The sequence below is a fragment of the Cupriavidus sp. 96C5-1 genome (assembly GCF_057798855.1).
Genome location: NZ_JBYOJU010000041.1, coordinates 1 through 20,620, shown reverse-complemented (window position 1 = coordinate 20,620; position 20,620 = coordinate 1). Strand labels below are relative to the sequence as shown.

19 protein-coding genes are annotated in these 20,620 nt (G+C 64.9%); 8 read left to right on the top strand and 11 right to left on the bottom strand.

Annotated elements, in window-relative coordinates:
- Positions 1 to 380 precede the first annotated feature (380 nt).
- The 4 genes from AC3FOF_RS33530 to AC3FOF_RS33515 all read left to right on the top strand — a co-directional run bounded on the left by AC3FOF_RS33530 (position 381) and on the right by AC3FOF_RS33515 (position 3,911).
- Positions 381 to 1,325, top strand: a complete 945-nt coding sequence (locus tag AC3FOF_RS33530) for a metallophosphoesterase family protein (RefSeq protein ID WP_035805658.1) — start codon at positions 381 to 383, stop codon at positions 1,323 to 1,325.
- Positions 1,326 to 1,357: 32 nt separating this feature from the next.
- Complete coding sequence (locus AC3FOF_RS33525; protein ID WP_488729041.1) at positions 1,358 to 1,705, top strand: cupredoxin domain-containing protein; 348 nt, start codon at positions 1,358 to 1,360, stop codon at positions 1,703 to 1,705.
- A 158-nt stretch (positions 1,706 to 1,863) separates the two neighbouring features.
- Positions 1,864 to 3,567, top strand: coding sequence for an adenylate/guanylate cyclase domain-containing protein (locus AC3FOF_RS33520; protein ID WP_488729040.1), 1,704 nt, complete (start codon positions 1,864 to 1,866; stop codon positions 3,565 to 3,567).
- 104 nt (positions 3,568 to 3,671) lie between these two features.
- Entirely contained in the window at positions 3,672 to 3,911 is a 240-nt protein-coding gene (locus AC3FOF_RS33515) for a hypothetical protein (RefSeq protein WP_488729039.1), read from the top strand.
- 56 nt (positions 3,912 to 3,967) lie between these two features.
- Here the strand turns inward: AC3FOF_RS33515 and AC3FOF_RS33510 are convergent, their stop codons facing one another.
- Positions 3,968 to 4,750: an HAD-IIB family hydrolase gene (locus AC3FOF_RS33510; RefSeq protein WP_488729038.1), complete on the bottom strand. Its 783-nt coding sequence runs from the start codon at positions 4,748 to 4,750 to the stop codon at positions 3,968 to 3,970.
- A gap of 965 nt (positions 4,751 to 5,715) precedes the next feature.
- On the opposite strand from AC3FOF_RS33510, the gene AC3FOF_RS33505 reads away from it, so the two are divergent.
- A complete protein-coding gene (locus AC3FOF_RS33505) occupies positions 5,716 to 6,192 on the top strand; it encodes an alpha/beta fold hydrolase (protein ID WP_488729037.1) in 477 nt (158 codons plus the stop codon).
- Between the two features lie 77 nt (positions 6,193 to 6,269).
- On the opposite strand, the gene AC3FOF_RS33500 is transcribed toward AC3FOF_RS33505, so the two are convergent.
- The 9 genes from AC3FOF_RS33500 to AC3FOF_RS33460 form a co-directional block, all read right to left on the bottom strand.
- Entirely contained in the window at positions 6,270 to 6,536 is a 267-nt protein-coding gene (locus AC3FOF_RS33500; protein WP_488729036.1) for a hypothetical protein, read from the bottom strand.
- A 78-nt stretch (positions 6,537 to 6,614) separates the two neighbouring features.
- Positions 6,615 to 6,857, bottom strand: a complete 243-nt coding sequence (locus AC3FOF_RS33495; protein ID WP_488729035.1) for a hypothetical protein — start codon at positions 6,855 to 6,857, stop codon at positions 6,615 to 6,617.
- Between the two features lie 34 nt (positions 6,858 to 6,891).
- Positions 6,892 to 7,167, bottom strand: coding sequence for a muconolactone Delta-isomerase (gene catC, locus AC3FOF_RS33490; protein WP_017224254.1), 276 nt, complete (start codon positions 7,165 to 7,167; stop codon positions 6,892 to 6,894).
- Positions 7,168 to 7,230: 63 nt separating this feature from the next.
- On the bottom strand, positions 7,231 to 7,569 hold the full coding sequence (gene mmlI, locus AC3FOF_RS33485) for a 4-carboxymethyl-4-methylbutenolide mutase MmlI (protein ID WP_017224255.1): 339 nt from the start codon (positions 7,567 to 7,569) through the stop codon (positions 7,231 to 7,233).
- 58 nt (positions 7,570 to 7,627) lie between these two features.
- Positions 7,628 to 8,914, bottom strand: coding sequence for an MFS transporter (locus AC3FOF_RS33480; RefSeq protein WP_488729034.1), 1,287 nt, complete (start codon positions 8,912 to 8,914; stop codon positions 7,628 to 7,630).
- A gap of 78 nt (positions 8,915 to 8,992) precedes the next feature.
- The gene (locus AC3FOF_RS33475) at positions 8,993 to 9,655 is read right to left on the bottom strand and encodes a 3-oxoacid CoA-transferase subunit B (RefSeq protein WP_488729033.1); all 663 of its coding nucleotides are present in this window, start codon (positions 9,653 to 9,655) and stop codon (positions 8,993 to 8,995) included.
- Positions 9,656 to 9,660: 5 nt separating this feature from the next.
- A complete protein-coding gene (locus tag AC3FOF_RS33470) occupies positions 9,661 to 10,419 on the bottom strand; it encodes a 3-oxoacid CoA-transferase subunit A (protein WP_017224258.1) in 759 nt (252 codons plus the stop codon).
- Positions 10,420 to 10,699: 280 nt separating this feature from the next.
- A complete protein-coding gene (locus AC3FOF_RS33465; protein WP_276266364.1) occupies positions 10,700 to 11,614 on the bottom strand; it encodes a LysR family transcriptional regulator in 915 nt (304 codons plus the stop codon).
- 106 nt (positions 11,615 to 11,720) lie between these two features.
- Positions 11,721 to 12,611 (bottom strand): MBL fold metallo-hydrolase, encoded by an 891-nt coding sequence (locus tag AC3FOF_RS33460; protein WP_488729032.1) that lies wholly within the window; start codon positions 12,609 to 12,611, stop codon positions 11,721 to 11,723.
- 535 nt (positions 12,612 to 13,146) lie between these two features.
- On the opposite strand from AC3FOF_RS33460, the gene AC3FOF_RS33455 reads away from it, so the two are divergent.
- A complete protein-coding gene (locus tag AC3FOF_RS33455; protein ID WP_488729031.1) occupies positions 13,147 to 13,956 on the top strand; it encodes a ParB N-terminal domain-containing protein in 810 nt (269 codons plus the stop codon).
- A gap of 668 nt (positions 13,957 to 14,624) precedes the next feature.
- Here AC3FOF_RS33455 and AC3FOF_RS33450 read toward each other — a convergent pair.
- Positions 14,625 to 15,326, bottom strand: coding sequence for a glycoside hydrolase family 75 protein (locus AC3FOF_RS33450; RefSeq protein WP_017224262.1), 702 nt, complete (start codon positions 15,324 to 15,326; stop codon positions 14,625 to 14,627).
- A 422-nt stretch (positions 15,327 to 15,748) separates the two neighbouring features.
- Between AC3FOF_RS33450 and AC3FOF_RS33445 the strand changes: the two genes are divergently transcribed.
- Entirely contained in the window at positions 15,749 to 17,476 is a 1,728-nt protein-coding gene (locus AC3FOF_RS33445) for a ShlB/FhaC/HecB family hemolysin secretion/activation protein (RefSeq protein WP_488729030.1), read from the top strand.
- Between the two features lie 18 nt (positions 17,477 to 17,494).
- Positions 17,495 to 20,620, top strand: a 3,126-nt coding sequence (locus tag AC3FOF_RS33440; protein ID WP_488729029.1) for a two-partner secretion domain-containing protein, incomplete at its 3' end; no start/stop codon positions are given.

Genomic DNA, 20,620 nt, shown 5'->3' with positions numbered 1-20,620 from the left:
CGGGGAGACGAGGCCCCGGATTGCAGGCATTGTCCGCCCACACTCAGCGACGGTATCTCGCCCGAAAGCGGACACATGCCATTCCTCCGTTCGCAGCCAAGGCAGGCGCATACGCTTTGGCGGCTTTCGACACGCGGTTCCTGCGCAGGCGCGACTCTGCCGTTCTCCCCCCATGCGACGTCCGTCGGCCACCTACTGAACCATCTTGACCAACATGCGCGAGCGGACTGCTGCGGCGGGATGCTTCGGGCCGCCAGCGGCGTGATCTCCGATTGCGGGAATAAAGCGGACGCCGCCGCAGTTTAGCGGTTGGAACCACCCGCGCAGACCCGCCGGCCGATCCGGCGACCTGTCTCCTGAACCGCAGTCGAGAGGACACCATGCCATCAGATCTTCCTTCCAATCCGCCGCGCCGCGATGTATTGAAATGCCTCGCATTCGGCAGCGCCGGCACCCTGTTTGTCCTGGCTGGGGGCGTCCTCACGCCAGTGGAGCTGGCCCTGGCCGCCAGTACAAAGGCGCAGTCAGCGGTTTCAGGCGTTCCCTTGTTCCTTCAGATCAGCGACACGCACATTGGATTCAACAAGGACGCCAATCCGGACGTCGCGGGTACGCTCAGGCAGACGATTGACCTCGTCAACGCCATGCCAGCCAAGCCAGCCCTGACGATCCACACGGGCGATATCACCCATCTTTCCAGGCCGGCTGAGTTCGATCTCGCGGCCCAATTGCTGTCGGGACTGAGTATCACGGAATTGCACACCGTGCCCGGCGAACATGATGTGACAGACGGGCCTGGCGTCGAGTACTTCAACCGTTTCGGCCAAGCGTCGGACAACAGGGGCTATTACAGCTTCGACCACAAAGGCGTGCACTTCATCGGGCTCGTCAACGTCATGCATTTCAAGGCAAATGGTCTGGGCAGCCTGGGCGACGACCAGCTTGCCTGGCTGGAAAGTGACCTGAAATGGCGCGCATCCAGCACACCGATCGTCGTGTTTGCGCACATGCCGATGTGGACGATCTACGAACCGTGGGGCTGGGGCACCGGCGATGCCGGCCAGGCGCTGAGCTACCTGAAGCGTTTTGGTTCGGTCACGGTCCTGAACGGACATATCCATCAGATCGTTTCCAAGGTGGAAGGGAATATCACCTTCCATACAGCGCGCTCGACCGCCTATCCGCAACCTGCGGCCGGCAATGGCCCTGGCCCCATGCCGCTGAAGGTGCCGAACGATCAGCTCCCCAGGATGCTCGGCGTTACCAGCGTCAGGATCTCGCAATACCCGCTCCAGGCGACGCTTGCCGATGCGACGCTCGCCTGAATCCATCCCTGCACCCACCAAGGATCCAAACCATGCTATCCACTATCATTCAATGCGTATCGGCCGCCACCATCGGGCGCGCGATGCTCATGGCAGCATTGGCATCCGTGTTCACCGTCGCGCAGGCGCAAGACGCCAATGCGATCCTGATCAAGAATTTCATGTTCTCGCCCATGTCGCTCACCGTCAAGACCGGCTCGACCGTGACCTGGAAAAATCTGGACAGCGAACCGCATACAGTCGTCAGCGAAGCTGGCATCTTCCATTCCAATGCACTCGATCAGGACGATACGTATCAGTTCAGGTTCGACAAGCCCGGGGTCTACAACGTATATTGCGGTATCCACCCGCATATGAAAGCGACCGTCACCGTGCGGTAGGCAAGGTCCGGTGGAACGCAGGGCCGCCACCAATCCGCCGGCGGCCCTGGAACGCGGATTCTTGCCAATCGTGCGTGCGGACCAGCGGGTCCGTGTGACACTGCCCCAGGATCCGATCGCGCCAGATTCCGGCCGTCGGGGTATGTGGAGAGTCGCGCATGTCACACTTTCGCTCTTTTCGCTGGTTGTGGCCAGCCGGCGTGCGATCGGTCCGGCTGGCAACCGGCATGGTGCTGTTCTGCTATGTCGGCACGCACCTCCTGAACCACTCGCTCGGGAATATTTCGCTCGCATGGCTGGAGCGGGATCTGCTGGTGCAGAAGTTCATCTGGCAGGGATGGGTTGGAACGGTCGTTCTGTACTCCGCACTGGCGACGCATTTCTTCCTGGGGTTGTGGGCTCTGTACGAACGGCGCTCCTTGCACTGGACCCCGGGTGAAGTGGCGCAACTCGTGCTCGGCTTGTGCATACCGCCGCTGCTGGCCAACCATGTTGTAAATACGCGGATTGCCTTTGCCGAGTTCGGCCTGGACAAAGGTTATGCCCAGGTGCTGTACGCGTTCTGGATCGATTCCCCTTTCTTTGCGCGGGTGCAGTTGATGCTGTTGGTGGTCGCCTGGCTGCATGGGTGCTACGGCATCTGGTTCTGGCTGCGATTGAAACCGTGGTTCGGGGCATGGCGGAGCGTGCTGACGAGCGCCGCCGTCCTGCTCCCCATGCTCGCGCTACTGGGCTTCCTGCAAGGCGGACGTGAGGTGGTTGCGCTTGCGCAGGACCCGGTCTGGCGCGCCGCCGCGATCCGGCCGACGACCGTCGGAACCGGGCCGCAGAATCTCTGGCTTGCCGGGCTGCGCAACGATTTCCTGCTCTTCGATGGTGGTGCGCTGCTGCTGGTGCTGGCCGCGCGACTCGCGCGCACGGTCCGGGAGCGCCGGGGCGGGCGGTTCCGCATCACGTACCCGGACGGGCGAACGGTATTCGCACCGCTCGGATTTTCGGTGCTCGAGGCAAGCCGCATGGCCGGCATTCCCCATGCCAGCAGCTGCGGTGGTCGTGCCCGATGTACGCTGTGCCGGGTGCGTGTGCTCAGCGATGTTCCGCTGCCGGCCCCTGCCGGGGCGGAGCATCGCGTTCTGGAACGGCTCGGCGCTGACACGCAGACATTGCGCCTGGCCTGCCAGTTGCGGCCCACCCATGATCTCTCCGTGTGGCCACTGGTACCCCCGGCAGCATCGACAGCCTTCTTGCAGCGGCGCCAGCAGGAAGTCATGCCGCAAGAGCGGTTCGCGGCGTTCATGTTCGTGGACATGCGGGATTCGACAAGGCTTGCCGCGGCACAATTGCCGTTCGACAGCATATTCGTGGTCAGTCGCTTCGTGAGCGCGGTCTGCTCCGCGGTAGTCCAGGAGGGCGGTCTCCCAAACCAGTTCATGGGAGACGCCGTGCTCGCCATATTTGGCTTGAGCAGCGAGCCGTCGGCCGCCTGTCGACAGGCGCTCCGCGCGGTACCGTTGGTGGCGGCGAAGATTGACGAGCTCAACGCCGTGCTCGAGCAGCAGTTGCAAACCAGAATCCGGTTTGGCATTGGATTGCATTGCGGCCGTGCCGTCGTGGGCGAGATCGGATTCCGCGAGCATGTCACATTCACCGCAATTGGCGATCCATTGAATGTGGCCTCGAGACTTGAGCAGCTGACAAAGGAGATGGCGTGCGAGGCGATCGTTTCGGATCAGGTATTCCACCATGCCGGCGTTTCAGCCTCGGGCCTGCCGCAGCTTGCCGCCCGCCTGCGGGGCCGCGATGAGCCGGTATCCGTCCGCGTGCTGTACAGGGCAGCGCAGATACCAATGCCTGCGGCCTGACCAACGCGGGGCGGGCCAGGAACCGCCCTCCTGGCTGTATGCGTGATATGGCAGTGACGGAGTCCCGGCTGCGCGCGCGGTCAGTGTACGGGTCGCGCTCATCCGTGATGCTCGCAAACGGCCTTTCCGGGCAGCACACTCAATCCGGACTTTTCCCGGTCAAAGAGGCGGAGATCGATGGCGTGCAGATGGGCATCCCGAGCGACGGCGCCCTTTACTTGACGATGCGCGGCCTGGCTCGGATGCGCTGCATCGACAATTCTGTGCTCCTGCATCGCCCGCATCGCCCGACGCCGCGTGGCGCATCGCTCGCCAGACCTCACACGCGCTTGATGCGCGCCTAGGTTGCGGCTAGGGACGCCGCCCTGCGCGGAGAGCATTACCACTACATTGACTCTGACTATCGTTGAGACCTGATGACCGCGTCTGCTGCCTCGATGAAGCCACGGCCCCCAGGACCATCCGTGATCCATACCGGTGGGACCGGAATATCCGACAAGTACTCTCTTACCGTGCTTACGCCGATGGTATGTTTGAAGAAGGCAAACATAGGAGCATCGTTTGTCGAGTCGCCCGTGTAGAGAATCGCGTCTCGCTTCGCATCGATGTCGACGCCGTAAGCTTCGCGCATGACACGGCGCGTCATCGACAGCTTGTCGTACCCGCCAAGCCAACCCAGGATCCACAGATTGTTGACCGTCGTGTTAGCACCAGCTTCCCGCAAGGCATCAACGATTTTCTTGTCAACCGAAGGATCGTAGGTTCGGGAAAAGGCAATACTGGTCAAGCGAAACGCCTGGTCATCGGCCATAACCGCCTCCGGCACTGCTGCCTTCACTGTATGCGCAATGCGCTGCAATTGCGTCGCGACTTCAGCTTGCGCTTCCACTGCATGCCAATACCGGCGAACTACGCCATGCGCATCCGGACTGCGCCTCAGGAAGATTCCACCGTTTTCCCCGATCACACCATCGATCGGCCACATCCGAGCCATCTGGTCGCACCAACCCGCGGGCGCGGCCGTGACAGGTATCACTTGTATGCCGAGGGTCTGCAACCTTTCCAGTGCCGCGTATGTCGCGGCGGAAAGACGCCCCCGATAGGTGAGGGTTTCGTCCATATCCGTGAGCACAAACCGAATACCGCGAAAGTCGTCGAAAGTTGAACCGGACAGTTCCTGCATGTCGCTCTTATGAAGTTCCGTGAACTGGAATTGTCCTCCCAAATCTCGTCAGCCAATATACGAAAATGTTGCTTACATATTCGAAATCCCCAAAGTGGCGGCTTACCAGCATTTGAATTTGAGGCCGTCGAAGCAAAAGGCGCCAAACTTGGGGACTACATCCAGACCGGCCATCTGCTGCAGGAAGTCGACGTGAAGTGGCCCATATAGGAGCCCTTTGATTCCCATGCAGTTTACCGGGATGGCCGTCCCTGGCAGCCATGTGGAGTTTCAGGCACGCCTGGGCCCAAGACTCCCCTCTTTGACCGCTTCCGGCCAGTTTGGGTCATCCAAAGATGGGGCGTTGAATGACTGAGGCACCCATTCCCGGCCGCTCAGGACCGGCCCGCTCGAAACCTGGGTACAGCGATCTTGCCCGCATACGTCGCCGCTCCCTCCCAGAAAGGCGCCACTTCCGTATACAGCCCGCACCTTCGGAAAGAAGACATTGGCGCGCAAAGTACAAATGGAGGCAGCGTAGGTCAAGTTTCTGGTCGCCGATTCCCTTTTAATAGCCACTGGATATCGAGCACCTTTCCACTGCAGTGCCCGTCCTATCCCAACCTTGACCAAACGGAGACGCTCCCCAATGAAAGCAGAAGCCACGCAAGTCCTCAACGAAGTTTCCGCGATCGACACAGTTCATATCAGCGGCAAATCCTCCCCTTGGATCCCCTTCACCCCGGTTAGCGGCAAGATCCTGCTCAAGTCGGCATGGCATTGGTTGTGTCGACCGGAGAACTGCACTTCCTCAACGAAGCCGGGGAGGTTGCATACATCGAGACCTGGCGCTCGGCCCTGGCCCGTTATCGAGACTACTGCAAGGCTAATCAGACTCCCGAGATCAACCTGATCGGGCGACACGTCCCAAGCTAATTGGCCCCGACGAACATGGTCCACACAACCGCCCGATTGGTGCTACACCGATGACCTGCCTTGCCTCGTCCACCTCGCACTCTGCGCTTGAGACGCTGTCACTCGTCTCCGAGCCACATACGCATACGGCTCTCGCTGCAGGTCCGCGGAGTGGCGAATGCGTCCTGCTGCTGCACGGGTGGCCCGAGTGCGCCGACTGCTGGCACGAGGTGCTGGTCGCGCTCGGCGGGGCGGGCTATCGAGCGGTTGCTGTCGACCAGCGCGGATTCGCCGCTGACGCCCCCAAGGACATCGCATCCTGCGCCTCCGGGCACCTCCGGCCGGACGCCTTGGTGTTCGCCGGCCAACTGGGCATCGAGCGCTTGCATCTGGTTGCGCACGACTGGGGTGGCCTGGTGGCGTGGGGCCGACCGGATCTCGCCACTGCTCCTCGAGCATCTCGCCGACACACCGCTGGCGTGATCTCTCATTCTGGTATCGATGGCCAACGGAGTTCCGATCCATGTCCAGCGCGGCGGCTCCGGTAAGCACGACACTGGGAAGGTAGCCTTGCATTCTGTGTTCAGACCGTCATCACCGGCCGATTCACGGCCGCACATGCCGATCACGCCGGTGAGGAGGCCAATCGATGAATGTCGGCAGGCGCCAGGATGGCATGTGGCACGCCGTGTCGTACGGCGTTGAGCATGGCGTCACCGATGATCTGCGTGGTCAGAACACTCTCTGGGGAGAGACGCCGAAGCATGGTCAGCATCGGCTTCAGCAAGATGCACATCCACCGATATACGTTGGTGCGCGACGCGATGCCGTCTTCAGGAATGATTGCGGAAGGCCGGAAGATAGCCACCTGGCGAAACGGCAGCCGCCGCAAGGCGTTCTCCGTTTAACCGCGAACACGGGCCCACATCGTGCTGCCTTTCTCGCTGCTGTCTGCGCCGGCTCCGGACACCTACACCATTGTCATGCGCGGATTGCGAGCAAGCAGTTGTTGCGCGACATGAGGCGTGAGATCGTAGGTCACCGCGCGGTATGCGGACTCCGACATGCCGAAGGAGGAGACTCCCGCACAGAAGAAACAGGCATCGACACCGGCGAGCGCGTCGTCTACCGCCTGGAGACGTTCCAGATGCGGTGTGATGACAACGTTGAGGCGCGGATCGTCGTAGTCTTGCAGGGGACGTCGGCCGATCACGATAATCTCGGTGACGTCCCCGTCCCCGCCGCCATCAGATCGCCGACGGATGCTGCGCCAGCGGCGTGACCTGGATGGTCATATAGGGAAACAGCGGCAGCGACGACAGCAGCGCGTGCAGTTCATCGTTGCTCTGCACGTCGAAGATACTGACGTTGGCGTAGCGGCCCACGACGCGCCACAGGTGGGGCCACTTCCCGGACTTCTGGATCTCGATGGCGCGCGCCTTCTCGGCGGCCTTGATGGCGTCGGCCTGCTCGACCGGCAGGGAGTCGGGGATCTTTACGTCGATATGCACATGGTAAAGCACGGTGTCTCCTTGAAGGATGATTTCGGGGCCCGCCCGGTAGTGGACCGTGGAGGCCGGTCCAGCTCAGCCCGTGCCATCGCCGCCGACCGTCTCGGTGCGCAAGGGCTTGAGTCGGCCAATGAAGGTCTTGCCATGCTCGAACCAGGTCTTGCGGATGTCGGAGGCCATATAGGTGGCGTAGGCCGCTTCGTTCTCGAACCAGCATTCGCCGATCGCGTCGACGTGGCCGATGTCGAAGAAGGGCACGTGGGTGTCGGTGGGCTGCTCGGCGACGAGGCGGACCTCGTACTTGTGCAGGCCCGGCACGTCGTGCGACATGTCGTAGTGCCGCCGGCATTCGGCGCGGAAGGTGGCATCGGACATGCCTTCTGGCTTCACCAGCAGGTACAGCATGCGGATCATCGCGTCTCCTCTTGGTATGGATCAGTTCTGTGTGGCGCGCGCCTGCCGGCGCCGCGCGTCAAGTATGCGCCCGCGCGGGCTCGGCGAGCGGTGCCGCGGCATGGGCACCTTCCGCTGCGCCGATGTGCTCGATGGCGATGCCACGCGTCTCGGGCAACAGCAGGATGCCGAACACGGCGATGGCATAGGCCACCAGACAGAAGGCGCCCATGGCGTTGGCGAGGCCGATGTGGGTGGACAACACGCCGACGCCGACGACGGAGCCCGCGCCTACCGACTTGCCGACGTTGTAGGCGAAACCCATGCAGGTAGTGCGCACGTGGGTGGGGAACAGCTCGCTCAGGAAAGGCCCCAGCGCGGCGAACATGCCAATCGCGGAGAAGCCGACCAGGAAGCCGAGCACGGCGGCCAGCACCGGGTTGAGCGGCAGCAGCATATAGCTGGCGGTGACGATCCACGCGCACACGGCCAGGCCGATCAGCGTGGGGCGCCGGCCGATGCGGTCGGCCAGGTCCGCGGCCACGGCGAAGCCGCAGAACGAGCCGAAGGACATGATGAATACGGTGACGATCATCGAGGACGCGGCCACCTGGCGCTGGGCGAGCAACGAGGGCAGCCAGATCAGGATGGCGTAGCAGCCGGCCTGCAGGCCGATCACCAGTACGCTGGAGAGGATCAGCGAGCGCGCGTACTGACGGCTGAACACCGAGGCCAGCGAGGCGCGCGGCATGCGGCTCTGCCTGGCGCGCTCGAACATGGCCGAGTCCTTGATATGGCGGCGGATGAAGAGCACGATCGACGCCGGGATCACGCCGCTCCAGAAGGCCACGCGCCAGGCCAGGTCGTGCGGCAGCCAGGCCAGCAGCGCCGTGGCCACCACCACCGCCAGAGCCCAGCCCAGGGCGAAGCCGGACTGCACGAAGCCCATGGCCTTGCCGCGGTGCTTGGGGTCGATCACCTCGGCCATCAGCGCGGCGCCAACGGCCCATTCGCCGCCGAAGCCCAGCCCTTGCAGCGTGCGCGCGACCAGCAACTGGTTGTACGACTGCGCGAAGCCGGCAAGCACGCCGAAGAACGTGAACCAGACAATGGCGAACACCAGGATGCGCGCGCGGCCGTAGCGGTCGCTGAGAATGCCGGCGCCCCAGCCGCCGATAGCGGTGACGACCAGCGCCACGGTGCCGAGGACACCCACTTCGGCCTTGCTCAGGCCCCACGCCGCGGTCAGCGCGGGCAGCAGGAAGCTGAACATCTGCATGTCGAAGGAATCCAGCGCCCAGCCGGAATAGCAGGCCCAGAACGTTTTCTTCTGCTGGGCATTCCCAGCCTTGTACCAACCTGTCATTGTCGTCTCCTGTCTGTTCTGACTCTTTTGTTTTGTCTTGTCTTGGTCCCGCTGTCGCGCGCGCCGCCCGCCCGATGCTCAGGCGTACTCGGCCATGACCATGGTCGTGAAGTCGAGCGCCACGTCGGTGACCGACTGCAGCCCCTGCGGCGGCATGTCGCCAACGATCTCGATGACCGACACCCCTTGCGGGCCGATGGCAAAGGTGCCGAGCTCGGTGTACACGCGGCTCACGCATGCCATCCCGGTGAGCGGGTAGCTGCACTGGCGGCGCAGCTTGCTCGCGCCGTCCTTGGTCAGGTGGTCCATCATCACGAACACCTGCCTGGCGCCGATGGCCAGGTCCATGGCGCCGCCCACCGCGGGGATGGCGTCGGGCGCGCCGGTGTGCCAGTTAGCGAGGTCGCCGCGCTCCGAGACCTGGAAGGCGCCAAGCACGCAGATGTCGAGATGGCCGCCGCGCATCATGCCAAAGGCGTCGGCATGATGGAAAAAGGCCGCGCCGCGCTCCAGCCGGATCGCTTCCTTGCCGGCGTTGATCAGCTCCCAGTCTTCCTGGCCGGGTTCGGCGGCCGACCACTGCCCCAGCACGCCGTTCTCGCTGTGCAGGATAATTTCGCGGTGGCGTGGCAGATGGTTGGCCACCAGCGTGGGCAGGCCGATGCCGAGGTTGACGTAGGCACCGTTGGGGATGTCGCGCGCCACGCGCGCGGCTAGCAGGTTTCTTGCCACTTGGTCCATTTGCCTCACCTTGTCTGTGCGCTTGCGTGTGCGCTTGCCTTCGCGCCCGCCTGCAGGTTTGCCGCCGCGCCTTCCAGCCGGCGCATCGGCAGCGCGCAGGCACCGTCGCGCAGCACCACGCGCTTGACGAAGATGCCGGGCGTGACGACGGCCTCGGGGTCAAGCTCGCCCAGTTCGCACACACGCGTCACCGCGGCGATGGTGGTGGTGGCGGCCATCGCCATCACGGGCGCGAAGTTGCGCGCGGTCTTGTTGTAGACGAGGTTGCCCCAGCGGTCGGCTGCCGCGGCGTTGATCAGGGCCACGTCAACGTGGATGGGATACTCGAGCACGTAGTCGCGCGCGCCGATGCGGCGCGCTTCCTTGCCTGCCGCCAGCAGCGTGCCGTGGCCGGTCGGCGTATAGAAGCCGCCGATGCCGCAGCCGGCTGCGCGCAGGCGCTCGGCCAGCGTGCCTTGAGGAATCACTTCCAGCTCGATCTCGCCCGCGCGGTACAGTGCCTCGAAGACGTAGGCATCGCGCTGGCGCGGGAAGGAGCACATCAGCCTGCGTACGCGGCGCGCCTTGAGCAGCGCGGCGAGGCCGGTATCGCCGTTGCCGGCGTTGTTGCTCACCACCGTGAGATCCTTGGCGCCCTGCTCGATCAGGGCGTCGATCAGTTCGTCGGGCATGCCGGCGCCGCCGAATCCGCCGATGGCGATGGTGGCGCCGTCGGCCACGTCGGCTACCGCCTCGCGCGCCGTTGCGTAGAGCTTGTCGATCATGTCTCGCGTCGTTGTTATCGGGTACGGCAAGGTTGCCATGCACCTGCCGGCCGAACAATTTCGCGATTTGCAAGCACCCTTAGCACTGCGTTAAGCACTGGGCCAGAGCCGTAGTGAAGGGCTGGCGGGAAGCCTTCGGCAAGGTGCGCTCATGCCACGCGGCGAACGGCGAAGGGCCTGGCGCGCCGTGCCGAGGGCGACGGCGAACGGTGAAAGCAAGGCGGCGAGAAGGCGCCCTGGGCGTGCAGGAAGCGTGAGAGGTGGCCTGCCGCCCCCGCGGCTAGCCCGCGCCGCCGGCGGGCGCGTAATGGCCGATCAGGCGGTTGGCGAACTCGCGCGCGAAGCTGGATAGGCCCTCCAGATCGCGCGCGCAGACCTGGAAGGTGCGCACGGCCCAGTCATCGCGCAGGTCGCTGCAGCCGATGCGCTGCTCGCTCCTGAGACGCGCGAAGGCGGCCTTGGGCACGATGGCGATGCCGGCACCGGCGGCCACCATGCGGCAGGTGGCGTCGTAGCTGGCCACGTGCACGCGGATCGTCATGGGCTTGTGCAGCGCGCCCGCGGCGCGCGTCAGGAACATCTGGTAGGCGCTGCCCTCGAGCAAGGCAACGAAGGCATGCTCGAGCGACTGCTCGAACCACACGGCCGGCTCCGCGAGCAGCGGATGGCCGAGCGGCGCGACCAGGATCAGCGCGCTCTTGACGAAGGGCACTGCCTGCAGGCCTGCTGTAGGCACATTGCCGGAGATGATGCCGAGATCGGCGCCGCCCTCGCGGACCACGCGCACCACGTCATCGCTCAGGCGCTCGCGCACGTCGATGCGCACATCCGGATGGGTGGCGAGGTACTCCCCGATGACCGGCGGCAGGTATTCGGTGATGGCGGTGGTGTTGGCCACCAGCTTGACCTGCCCGCTCAGGCCTGCGGTGAAGGGCTGCAGGTTGCCGGTGAGCCGCTCCAGCTCGGCCAGCACCACGCGCGCGTGCTGCAGGTAGACCTCGCCGGCCGCCGTCAGCGCCACGCCCTGCGGCGAGCGCTCCAGCAAACGTACGCCGAGCGTGTCCTCGAGGTTCTTGATGCGGTTGCTGACCGCCGGCACTGAAAGAAACGAACGCTCGGCGCCACGGGTCAGGCTGCGCGTTTCCGCCACGTTGACGAAGAGGCGGAAGTCGGTGATGTCGAAGGGAACAGCCATGCAGCATGGTCTCGCGGCTCAATCGTGTAGTGGGGATGATACCCCCGATGCGGGAGAGACCTGGCGCCATGGAGCGGGTGCCAGCGCGCAGCCCGGCCGCCGTGGGCTACCAGCCCGCCGGCTCGAAGCGGAAGCCCTGGCCCTGGCGCCGCACGTAGCCGCAATACGGCTCGCCGAAATGCACCGGCAGCACCAGCGCGCCGCTGTCGGCGGCCTGGTTGAGGAAGGCCAGGCGGGTGCTGCGGGCAAGGTCGGGGCGGATACAGTAGCCCGAGTTCAGGTCCGGGCGCACGATCTGCAGCGGGCTGTGCAGGATGTCGCCGCAGAAGATTGCCTCCTCGCCGTGCGAACGGACCCGGAACGCGACCTGCCCCGGGCTGTGGCCGGCAGCGGCCTCTACCTGCAGGCAATCGGCGATCTCGCGCCCCGGCTCGATCATCTCGGCCAGGCCCGCATCGACCACCGGCATCACGCTGTCGAAGAACGATTCGCCGAACACGTCCACCACGCCCGGCTCCTTGTTGCGGCCCTGCTCGCAGAAAACGAAGTCGTCCTTGGGGAGGTAGTAGCGCGCGTTGGGGAAGGTGGGCACCCAGCGGTTGTCCTGCCAGGTGGTGTTCCAGCCGACGTGGTCGGCATGCAGGTGCGTCATGACCACATGGGTGACCTTCTCCGGCGGTGCCCCGGCCGCGATCATCCATTCGCGCACCAGCGTGTTGAGCATGTTCATGCGCGCGATGCCCGCGCGCGGCTTGAAGTTGCCCACGCCGGTATCGACGACGATGATATGGCTCCCCGCATGCACCACCCAGAACTGGATCGTCACGATCAGCTTGTTCATGTGAGGTATCCAGTGGCGCGGCGCCATCAGGCCGGCATTCGCCTCCAGGACCGAGCGGTCGATGTCGGGGAACAGGAAAGCCGGATCGTGCGTGGGACCCGCATATTCGAGGATACGGGTGACCTTTAGGTCGCCGACGGTGCGCGTTTGCATCATGATGCCGTGTCTCCTTCTTTGTTCTATGCGGACCGGGACCGGCGCGCCGGATCGACGGCTCCGCTTGGCAGGCTCCAAGCATCGGCGATTTCACCGCTGGCGCCAATTTCGCTTTCCGAAATTGGGGTTTCAGGCGGCTTTACCCGGCGCATCCGGCGACATCCGCCCTGCCCCTCCGCCTCGCCTGCCTGCCGCTCCACTCCCTGCGCCTGTGCTACCGCGACCTGCCCGGGGTGCGCTCGAGGTCCATCGAGAATTGGGTACGCAACGCCTACGGCAACCGCTAGCGAGCCTCGGCCTGGCGCTTGCTCTCCTCTCCCGGAGCGCTTTCGTGGCCGTGTGGGCCTGACGTTCGGCATCCCGCCAGTCCGCCCCAAGTGCACCGAGCGCTTCGAGTCCCAAAGCAGACATGGAAGTATGGCGTGCAAAGCAACGACGGCATTTTGGAGCGGCGCGCTGAAGATTGCAGGATTGCCCCACAGCTTGAAGACGGCAGCAATGTGTACACTACCGTGCCTCCATTTTCATTTGACCCATGACGATCACCATCAACGAAGACCTCCGCGCCTACATCGATCCACTTACAGAAGGCGAATACGCGGCACTCGAACGCAGCTTACTCTCGGAAGGGTGCCGCGATGCGCTGGTGTTGTGGGGCGATCTCCTGGTGGACGGACACAACCGCTACAGCATCTGCCAGGAGCACGGAATCCCTTTCAATACGGTGCAAAACCAGACGTTCCAGTCGATGGACGATGTGCACCTGTGGATGATCGACAATCACCTCGGGCGGCGCAGCGTATCGGATTTCCAACGAGGCATACTCGCACTGCGGAAGAAGGAAATCGTATCCGCGCGTCTGGCACAAGCGCAAGCCCAGCGTTGTTCCGCAGAGCCTGCCGGGGCTGAAGTCGCCACGCAATCCGGGGCCGATCCAGTGTTGACTCGCGAGGCTGTTGCCCGCACAGCGCGGGTGAGCAGTGCGACGCTCGGTCAGATCGAGAGAATCCAGAAGACAGCTGCGCCGGAGTTGGTCAGCGCAGTGAAGGCGGGCGTGATTTCCATCAACGCTGCGGCTGCCGTGGCCTCCTTGCCTGGCGAGAAGCAGGTAGCGGCCGTTGCTGGAGGCAAGAAGGAACTGCGCCAGGTGGCGAGGCAGGTGCGCGAGGCCCGCGTGCCACCCAAGCCCGAACCGGCGCCCCCACCCAGCGACGCCACACCCGATCAACTTGCAATTCACCGCCTGACGCTATTGGTTGCACAGATCACCGAAGAGCGCGATCAGTTGAAAAAGAAGGTGCAGCATTTGACGGTTGCACTTGCAGAGGCCCGCGGTGGCCAATAGCCTGCCGCGCATTTCATGAACGGCCACGGCGCAATGGCGCATCGTTGCCACGTGGAGTGGCGGAGATCGCCGGTCGAGGATCGAAGGACATGAGCGCATTGTGGGTGGCTCATTATCCTCCTGAGGGAGGCCTGACCGTAGCCCCCGCTTTGGCGCGGTCCCCCAACGTTGCTTCTCGAAGCGGAACAACTTTATGCTGGCGGACGCGTGCGCGCGGCAACTCCCCGATTCCATTGCGACTGTCATGGCTGCCCTCACATTGCGAGGTTTGGGCAGGGCACTGCATCAGCCCCTCCTGCTAAAGGGAAACGCTGATCAAATCGCTGTGCGGTGAGTCGTCGCGGCATGTGCCGAGTGCGTGGTCACAAGCATATCCATGAGGCAGGCCTGGAGATGAAGCGTTAGATCTGTTTTGCAGAAGCGGGATAAGCGGGATGCCGGGCTTGTGGCCAGAGCGGCTCCGATTCCGCTGCACCGAATTCGCCTGCTGCCTGCCTTCCTTCCTGGTTCAGAATGGCCTCGCTATTGCACCGCCGACAGGGCATTGGACGACATAGCGGTCCAACGCCCTCTCGCGGACGGCATCGTTTGACACGGCAAACCGCGGTGCCGGTCGGATACCGACGCCATCCTCGGCGCCAGACTGCCGAAGCAGCTATCCGCAGGACCTACTTTGCCTCAGCCTCTTCAGACAGCAAGCCGTTCCAGAGCGCACCGGCTTCTTGCTGAATCCGGTCGTTCGGCAGCCATGTCTTGTTGGAGCCTGGGAAGACCACCAGGTAAGTCTCGCTCGCCAGCGAGCGATTCGCCGCACACTTGGGTCTGCCTGCGACTTTCCCTACGACCTCGTGACCTAGCTGGCGATGTAGTTGGATCGACCCTTCGCCAAACTTCTTCTCGGGCCCCGAGTCTGCTGCAATAGCAAATGCAATCTTGTCCCCGGAAATCACGGTTGCCAGGTCGCCCAGTTGCATGCCTAGTTGCTTGTAAGGAGCCTTGCAAGCCGCTTTATTTGCGGCATCGGCGCACCCAGGCAATACAAAATATGGCGTGATGTTTGCGTCCGTCGGCTTTCCCTTTGGACCTGGAAGAGCGGTGCCGGCGGCAGACGTGTTGTCACAAGCCCGGATCTCCTTTGAGGCACCATCAGTATCGAGCTTCAGGTCCGCCGCCTTGACGATGATGGCCTTCCCATTGGACGTGCGGTAAACGAAAGGGTTGTCAATCCACTGGCTTGTGCCATCAGAAAACGTGACCGGTGCTGCACTGGCTTTTGCAACGAGTCGTTGCACGTCCTCCAGTGGCCCGGCGTGCGTCGGCCCGGCAGCCCACAAAGTAATGAGAGTCAAGGTGAGACCAAGCTTGCGCATATTTCCTCCGCTTGTGATGTGAAGCATGGGTGGGGCAAGCGAATGCTACCTATCGACGTGCGCTCTGGGCATCCCTACAGAGAGGGGCTTTGACCCTGCGTGCCGCGCGCGATGCCGGCCCTTGGCCGCGCAGGCACAGCGTCGCGTGCCCAAGTGTCGTCGGGCCCTGGCAGTGATGGCGGTGCAGCTGGCAGCAGCTCGCGGGACACTTCCCTGCCGCCTGTTGCCGGCATGAACAGCCAGCTCGAACCGCGCTGCTTCTCCCGCCCCGCTGATGGTTTTCGCCCCACCTCAAGAGTGGAGCATGAGACGCAAAAATGCCGTTTTCGCGCGCAGCGTCAGCCGATGTCAGAACTTGTCAGCTTTGCACGCGGGGGGCTCGCTAGCATCGGCGCCTGTCAAAAAGTGACTGGTCGCCCTCCATGTACCGCTTATTCCCCAGCTTGCCCCGCCGCCCCGCCTCGCGCGCGCGGCAACTCGTCGGCCTGTGCCTGACGGCCCTGGCCGCCGCCCCCGCCCTGGCCCAGACCCCGCCGGACGCCGGCGCGCTGCGCCAGCAGATCGAGCCCGAGCTGCCGCCGGCCTTGCCGCGGCCAGTGGCGCCGGACCGCACGGCGCCGCCACCGCCGCTGCACCAGCGCGGCGAGGCCACCGTCACGGTGAGCGCCTTCCGCTTCGCCGGCAATCAGCAACTGAGCGAGGCGCAGCTGGCGCCGGTGGTGGCCGGCTTCCTGAACCGGCCGCTGTCCTTCAGCGAACTGCAGGCGGCCGCCACCGCGGTGGCCGAGGCCTACCGCGCGGCCGGCTGGGTGGTGCGGGCCTACCTGCCGGCGCAGGACGTGCGCGAGGGCGTGGTCACCATCCAGGTGGTGGAGGGCGTGTTCGGCGGCGTGCGCATCGAGGGCCAGGGCCCGCAGCGCGTCAGCCGCGAGCGCATCGAGGCCGGTTTCGCCGCGCACCAGGCGGTGAGCGCGCCGCTCAACACCGAGACGCTGGACCGCGCGCTGCTGCTGGCCAACGACCTGCCGGGCGTATCGCTGGTAGGGCGGCTGCAGCCGGGCGCGCGGGAGCAGGAGACCGACCTCGCGCTGAACTTCGTCGAGACGCCGCTGGTGACGGGCAACGTGGGCGTGGACAACCAGGGCGCGCGCTCGACCGGGGCGGCACGCATGGTGGGCAATGCCAGCGTCAACAGCCTGGCCGGCTTCGGCGACCAGCTACTGGCCAACGGGCTGGTGAGCGAGGGCTACCGCTACCTGCGCCTGGGCTACACGGTGCCGGTCGGCTATGACGGCTGGCGCGTCGGCGTGAACGCCTCGCGCCTGGACTACCGGCTGGTGACGGACGACTTCAAGGCGCTGGCCGCGCGCGGCAACTCCAACACGGTGGGGCTGGAGGCGAGCTACCCGCTGGTGCGGGCGCGCCAGCGCAACCTCTACCTGGTGGTCAACTACGACCACAAGACCTACGACAACGAGGCCAGCCAGGTCACCACCAGCCGCTACTTCGACAACACGCTGAGCTTGGGGCTGAACGGCAACCTGTTCGACGGGCTGGGCGGGGGCGGCGCCAACACGGCCAGCGCGATGCTGACCGGCGGCAGCCTGAATCTGGGCCAGTCGCCCACGCAGGCGGCCGACGCCATGACGCTGCGCACGGCCGGCCAGTTCCTCAAGATGCGCTACGGCATGTCGCGCCAGCAGGTGCTGAGCGACGCGCTGTCGGCCACAGCCGCGCTGTCGGGGCAGATGGCGAGCAAGAACCTGGACTCGTCGGAGAAGTTCTACCTGGGCGGTCCGAGCGGCGTGCGCGCCTATCCGATCGGCGAAGGCGGCGGCAGCGAAGGCCAGCTGGTGAACCTGGAACTGCGCTGGCGCCTGCCCTACGGCGTGTCGCTATCGGGCTTCTACGACTGGGGCCACGTCACCGTCAACCGCGACAACAACTTCCCCGGCGCGCCGCCGGTCAACAGCTACCACCTGCAAGGGGCGGGGCTGGCCGTGCAATGGCAACCCGGGCGCGGGGTGAACCTGGGCGCGACCTGGGCGCACCGCATCGGCGGCAACCCCAACGCCACGCCGTCCGGCAAGGACCAGGACGGCTCCCTGATCAAGAACCGCGTCTGGCTAACCGCCAGCCTGTCGTTCTAAGTTTTCCGGAGTCAGACCATGAACAAGATCTATCGCCTGATCTGGAGCGAACTCGTGCGTGCCTGGGTCGTCGTGGCCGAGACTGCGCGCAGCCGGGGCAAGGCCAGCGGCAGCGTGGGCGGCGGCGCGCCGCGCGCCGCCCTGGCCATCAAGCCTCTGGTGGCGGCGCTGGTGGGCATCGGCCTGGCGCATGCTGCGCCGCCAGCGCCGAACCAGCTGCCCACCGGCGGCCAGGTGGCCGCCGGGCAGGCCAGCATCAGCAGCAGCGGCAACACCGCCACGGTGACGCAGACCTCGCAGAACGCCGTGGTCAACTGGCAGAGCTTCAACGTGGGCAGCGCGGCCACGGTGAACTTCCAGCAGCCCTCGGCGAGCGCGGCCATCCTGAACCGCGTGCTGGACAGCAACCCCAGCCAGATCTACGGCCACATCAACGCGCCGGGACAGGTGTTCTTCGTCAACCCGGCGGGGATGTACTTCGGGCCGGGCGCCAGCGTCAACGTGGGCAGCCTGGTGGCGACCACGCACGGCATCGGCAATGCCGACTTCATGGCGGGCAACTACCGCTTCGCGCGCAACGGCGCCACCGGCGGCATCGTCAACGACGGGCAGATCCAGGCAGCGCTGGGCGGCTATATCGCGCTGCTGGCGCCGGAGGTGCGCAACCACGGCGTGGTAGTGGCGCAGCTCGGCACGGTGGCGCTGGCCGCCGGCGAGACCTACCAGCTGCAATTCAGCGGCGACCACACGCTGGCCAATATCCAGGTGACGCCGGTCACGATCCAGGCCCTGGTGGAGAACGGCAACGCGGTGCGCGCGCCGGGCGGCCTGATCATCCTGTCGGCGCAGGCGGCCGACCGGCTGCAGGGCGGCGTGGTGCGAAACACCGGCACGCTGGAAGCGAGCGGCCTGAGCAGCGACGGCGGCACGGTACGCCTGCTGGCCAGCGACACCATCCGGCAGAGCGGCACCATCCACGCCGACGCCGCAGCGCAGAGCGCGGGCAAGGGGGGCACGGTGACAGCGATCGCGGACCTGGGCAACGCCAACAGCCTGACCACGGTGGACGGCACCATCAGCGCGCGCGGCGGCAACCTGGGAGGGGATGGGGGCTTCGTGGAGACGTCGGGCTCGCACGTGAAGATCGCGGACAGCGCGATGGTGGATACGCGCGCGCCGCAGGGCAAGACCGGGAACTGGCTGATCGATCCGAACAGCTACACCATTGCCGCGTCGGGCGGCGATATCACCGGCTCGGCGCTGAGCGCGAAGCTGGCCTCCAGCAATGTCACCATCAGTTCCACCGATGGCGCCACGGCGGGGACCAGCACCACCGACAACGGCAGCATCAACGTCAACGACGCAGTGACGTGGAACGCCAATACGCTGACACTGAACGCGCAGAACAACATCAACTTCAATGCGGTGGCCAGCGCGAGCGGGCAAGGCTCGCTGGCGATGAACACCGGCACCTCGGTCAGCGGCGGCTCCGTGCGCATGGGCGTGAGCATGGACGGCAGCGGCTTCACAGGGCGGCTCGACTTCACTTCGAGCGGCAGCCTGACCATCAACGGCAACCTCTACACGCAGATCACTTCGCAGGCGGACCTGCAGAACCTGGCGCTGAACGGCCACTATTTCCTGGGCGGCGACGTGGCGCTGAACAGCACCTTCACGCCGATCGGCATGGCCGGTGCCAACCTCGGGGCCTTCACCGGTGTGTTCGAAGGCCTGGGGCACCGGATTACAGGGCTGGAGATCAACCTGCCGACCACCGACCAGGTGGGGCTGTTCTCGCAGAACAGCGGTGCCATCCGCAACGTCGGCGTGGTGCTGGGCGCGGCGGGCGTGACCGGGCAGGGCGACGTGGGTGGCCTGGTCGGCTTCCAGAATCAGGGGGGCGTCAACAACAGCTATGTCACCGGCAGCGGGTCGGTCACGGGATCCGCGGACAACGTCGGCGGGCTGGTGGGGAATATCGTGGGAGGCGGTCTCAACCACAGCTATGCCACGGTGAATGTCTCGGCGTCTGGCGTCAACAATGTAGGCGGTGCCGTAGGCAACATCGACTACGGCGACAGTTCCACGATGACCGAACGCATGACGTGGAACTATGCAACCGGCTCGGTGAGCGGTGGTTACAGCGTTGGTGGATTGTTCGGCAGCGTTATCGGGGGAACGGTCGAAGCCAGCTTTGCGACCGGGATGGTGACCGGCTCGGATACCGTCGGCGGCCTGATCGGCAGCGCGAGTACCACGATCTCGCAAAGCTATGCCACGGGCCCGGTGACTGCCACGGGTATTGGCAGTCTCGGTTACGCCGGTGGCCTGGTGGGTGCTAGCGGTAGCGGGGTGATGATCGGCAGCAGTTACGCCACCGGAGCCGTGTATGGCGCTTGGGCGGCGGGTGGCCTGGTGGGGAGCCTGGGGAGCGGAAGCACGTCGTCCATCATCAACAGCTATGCCGCTGGAACCCAGAGTCTTGCCAGCGGAGGATATCGGGGAAGCATTGTCGGCTATGTGTTCTATGACTATCCGGGCCCTACGATCAATGTCATCTGGGACAAGTCAGCGAGTACGAACGGACTGATTGGCAACGACCCAATGCAAAACATGCCCAATAGCCCATCCATGCAGCCGATGCTGGGCAATGGGCTGACGACCAAGCAGATGCAGGACCCTACCAATAGCGTGTGGCAGGCCATGCTGAAGCAGACGAACGCTTCGCTGCCGGATACGCCAGCCAATGGGCCAGTGTGGGGCTTTCCGGCGAGCAACGCGGTCAACAAGGGCTATGCGGTGCTCTGCATCTTCGGCAACTGCGCGCCCAGCAGCAGCTCGGGTTCGTCGAGTGGTTCGGGCTCGTCTAGTGGCTCGGGTTCGTCGAGCGGTTCGGGCTCGTCGAGTGGTTCGGGTTCATCGAGTGGCTCGGGTTCGTCAAGCGGTTCGGGCTCGTCGAGTGGTTCGGGCTCGTCTAGTGGCTCGGGCTCGTCGAGTGGTTCGGGTTCGTCGAGTGGTTCGGGTTCGTCGAGCGGTTCGGGCTCGTCGAGTGGCTCGGGTTCGTCTAGTGGCTCGGGCTCGTCGAGTGGCTCGGGTTCGTCGAGGGGTTCGGGTTCGGGGAGGGGGTCGGGGGCGGCGAGGGGG

Excerpts from the sequence above, each read along its gene's own strand:
- AC3FOF_RS33470 (WP_017224258.1), bottom strand. The coding sequence starts at position 10,419 with ATGATCGACAAGCTCTACGCAACGGCGCGCGAGGCGGTAGCCGACGTG.
- AC3FOF_RS33510 (WP_488729038.1), bottom strand. The coding sequence starts at position 4,750 with ATGCAGGAACTGTCCGGTTCAACTTTCGACGACTTTCGCGGTATTCGG.
- AC3FOF_RS33480 (WP_488729034.1), bottom strand. The coding sequence starts at position 8,914 with ATGACAGGTTGGTACAAGGCTGGGAATGCCCAGCAGAAGAAAACGTTC.
- AC3FOF_RS33465 (WP_276266364.1), bottom strand. The coding sequence starts at position 11,614 with ATGGCTGTTCCCTTCGACATCACCGACTTCCGCCTCTTCGTCAACGTG.
- AC3FOF_RS33475 (WP_488729033.1), bottom strand. The coding sequence starts at position 9,655 with ATGGACCAAGTGGCAAGAAACCTGCTAGCCGCGCGCGTGGCGCGCGAC.
- AC3FOF_RS33530 (WP_035805658.1), top strand. The coding sequence starts at position 381 with ATGCCATCAGATCTTCCTTCCAATCCGCCGCGCCGCGATGTATTGAAA.
- AC3FOF_RS33460 (WP_488729032.1), bottom strand. The coding sequence starts at position 12,611 with ATGATGCAAACGCGCACCGTCGGCGACCTAAAGGTCACCCGTATCCTC.
- AC3FOF_RS33505 (WP_488729037.1), top strand. The coding sequence starts at position 5,716 with ATGACCTGCCTTGCCTCGTCCACCTCGCACTCTGCGCTTGAGACGCTG.
- AC3FOF_RS33450 (WP_017224262.1), bottom strand. The coding sequence starts at position 15,326 with ATGCGCAAGCTTGGTCTCACCTTGACTCTCATTACTTTGTGGGCTGCC.
- mmlI (WP_017224255.1), bottom strand. The coding sequence starts at position 7,569 with ATGATCCGCATGCTGTACCTGCTGGTGAAGCCAGAAGGCATGTCCGAT.
- AC3FOF_RS33455 (WP_488729031.1), top strand. The coding sequence starts at position 13,147 with ATGACGATCACCATCAACGAAGACCTCCGCGCCTACATCGATCCACTT.
- AC3FOF_RS33445 (WP_488729030.1), top strand. The coding sequence starts at position 15,749 with ATGTACCGCTTATTCCCCAGCTTGCCCCGCCGCCCCGCCTCGCGCGCG.
- AC3FOF_RS33525 (WP_488729041.1), top strand. The coding sequence starts at position 1,358 with ATGCTATCCACTATCATTCAATGCGTATCGGCCGCCACCATCGGGCGC.
- AC3FOF_RS33520 (WP_488729040.1), top strand. The coding sequence starts at position 1,864 with ATGTCACACTTTCGCTCTTTTCGCTGGTTGTGGCCAGCCGGCGTGCGA.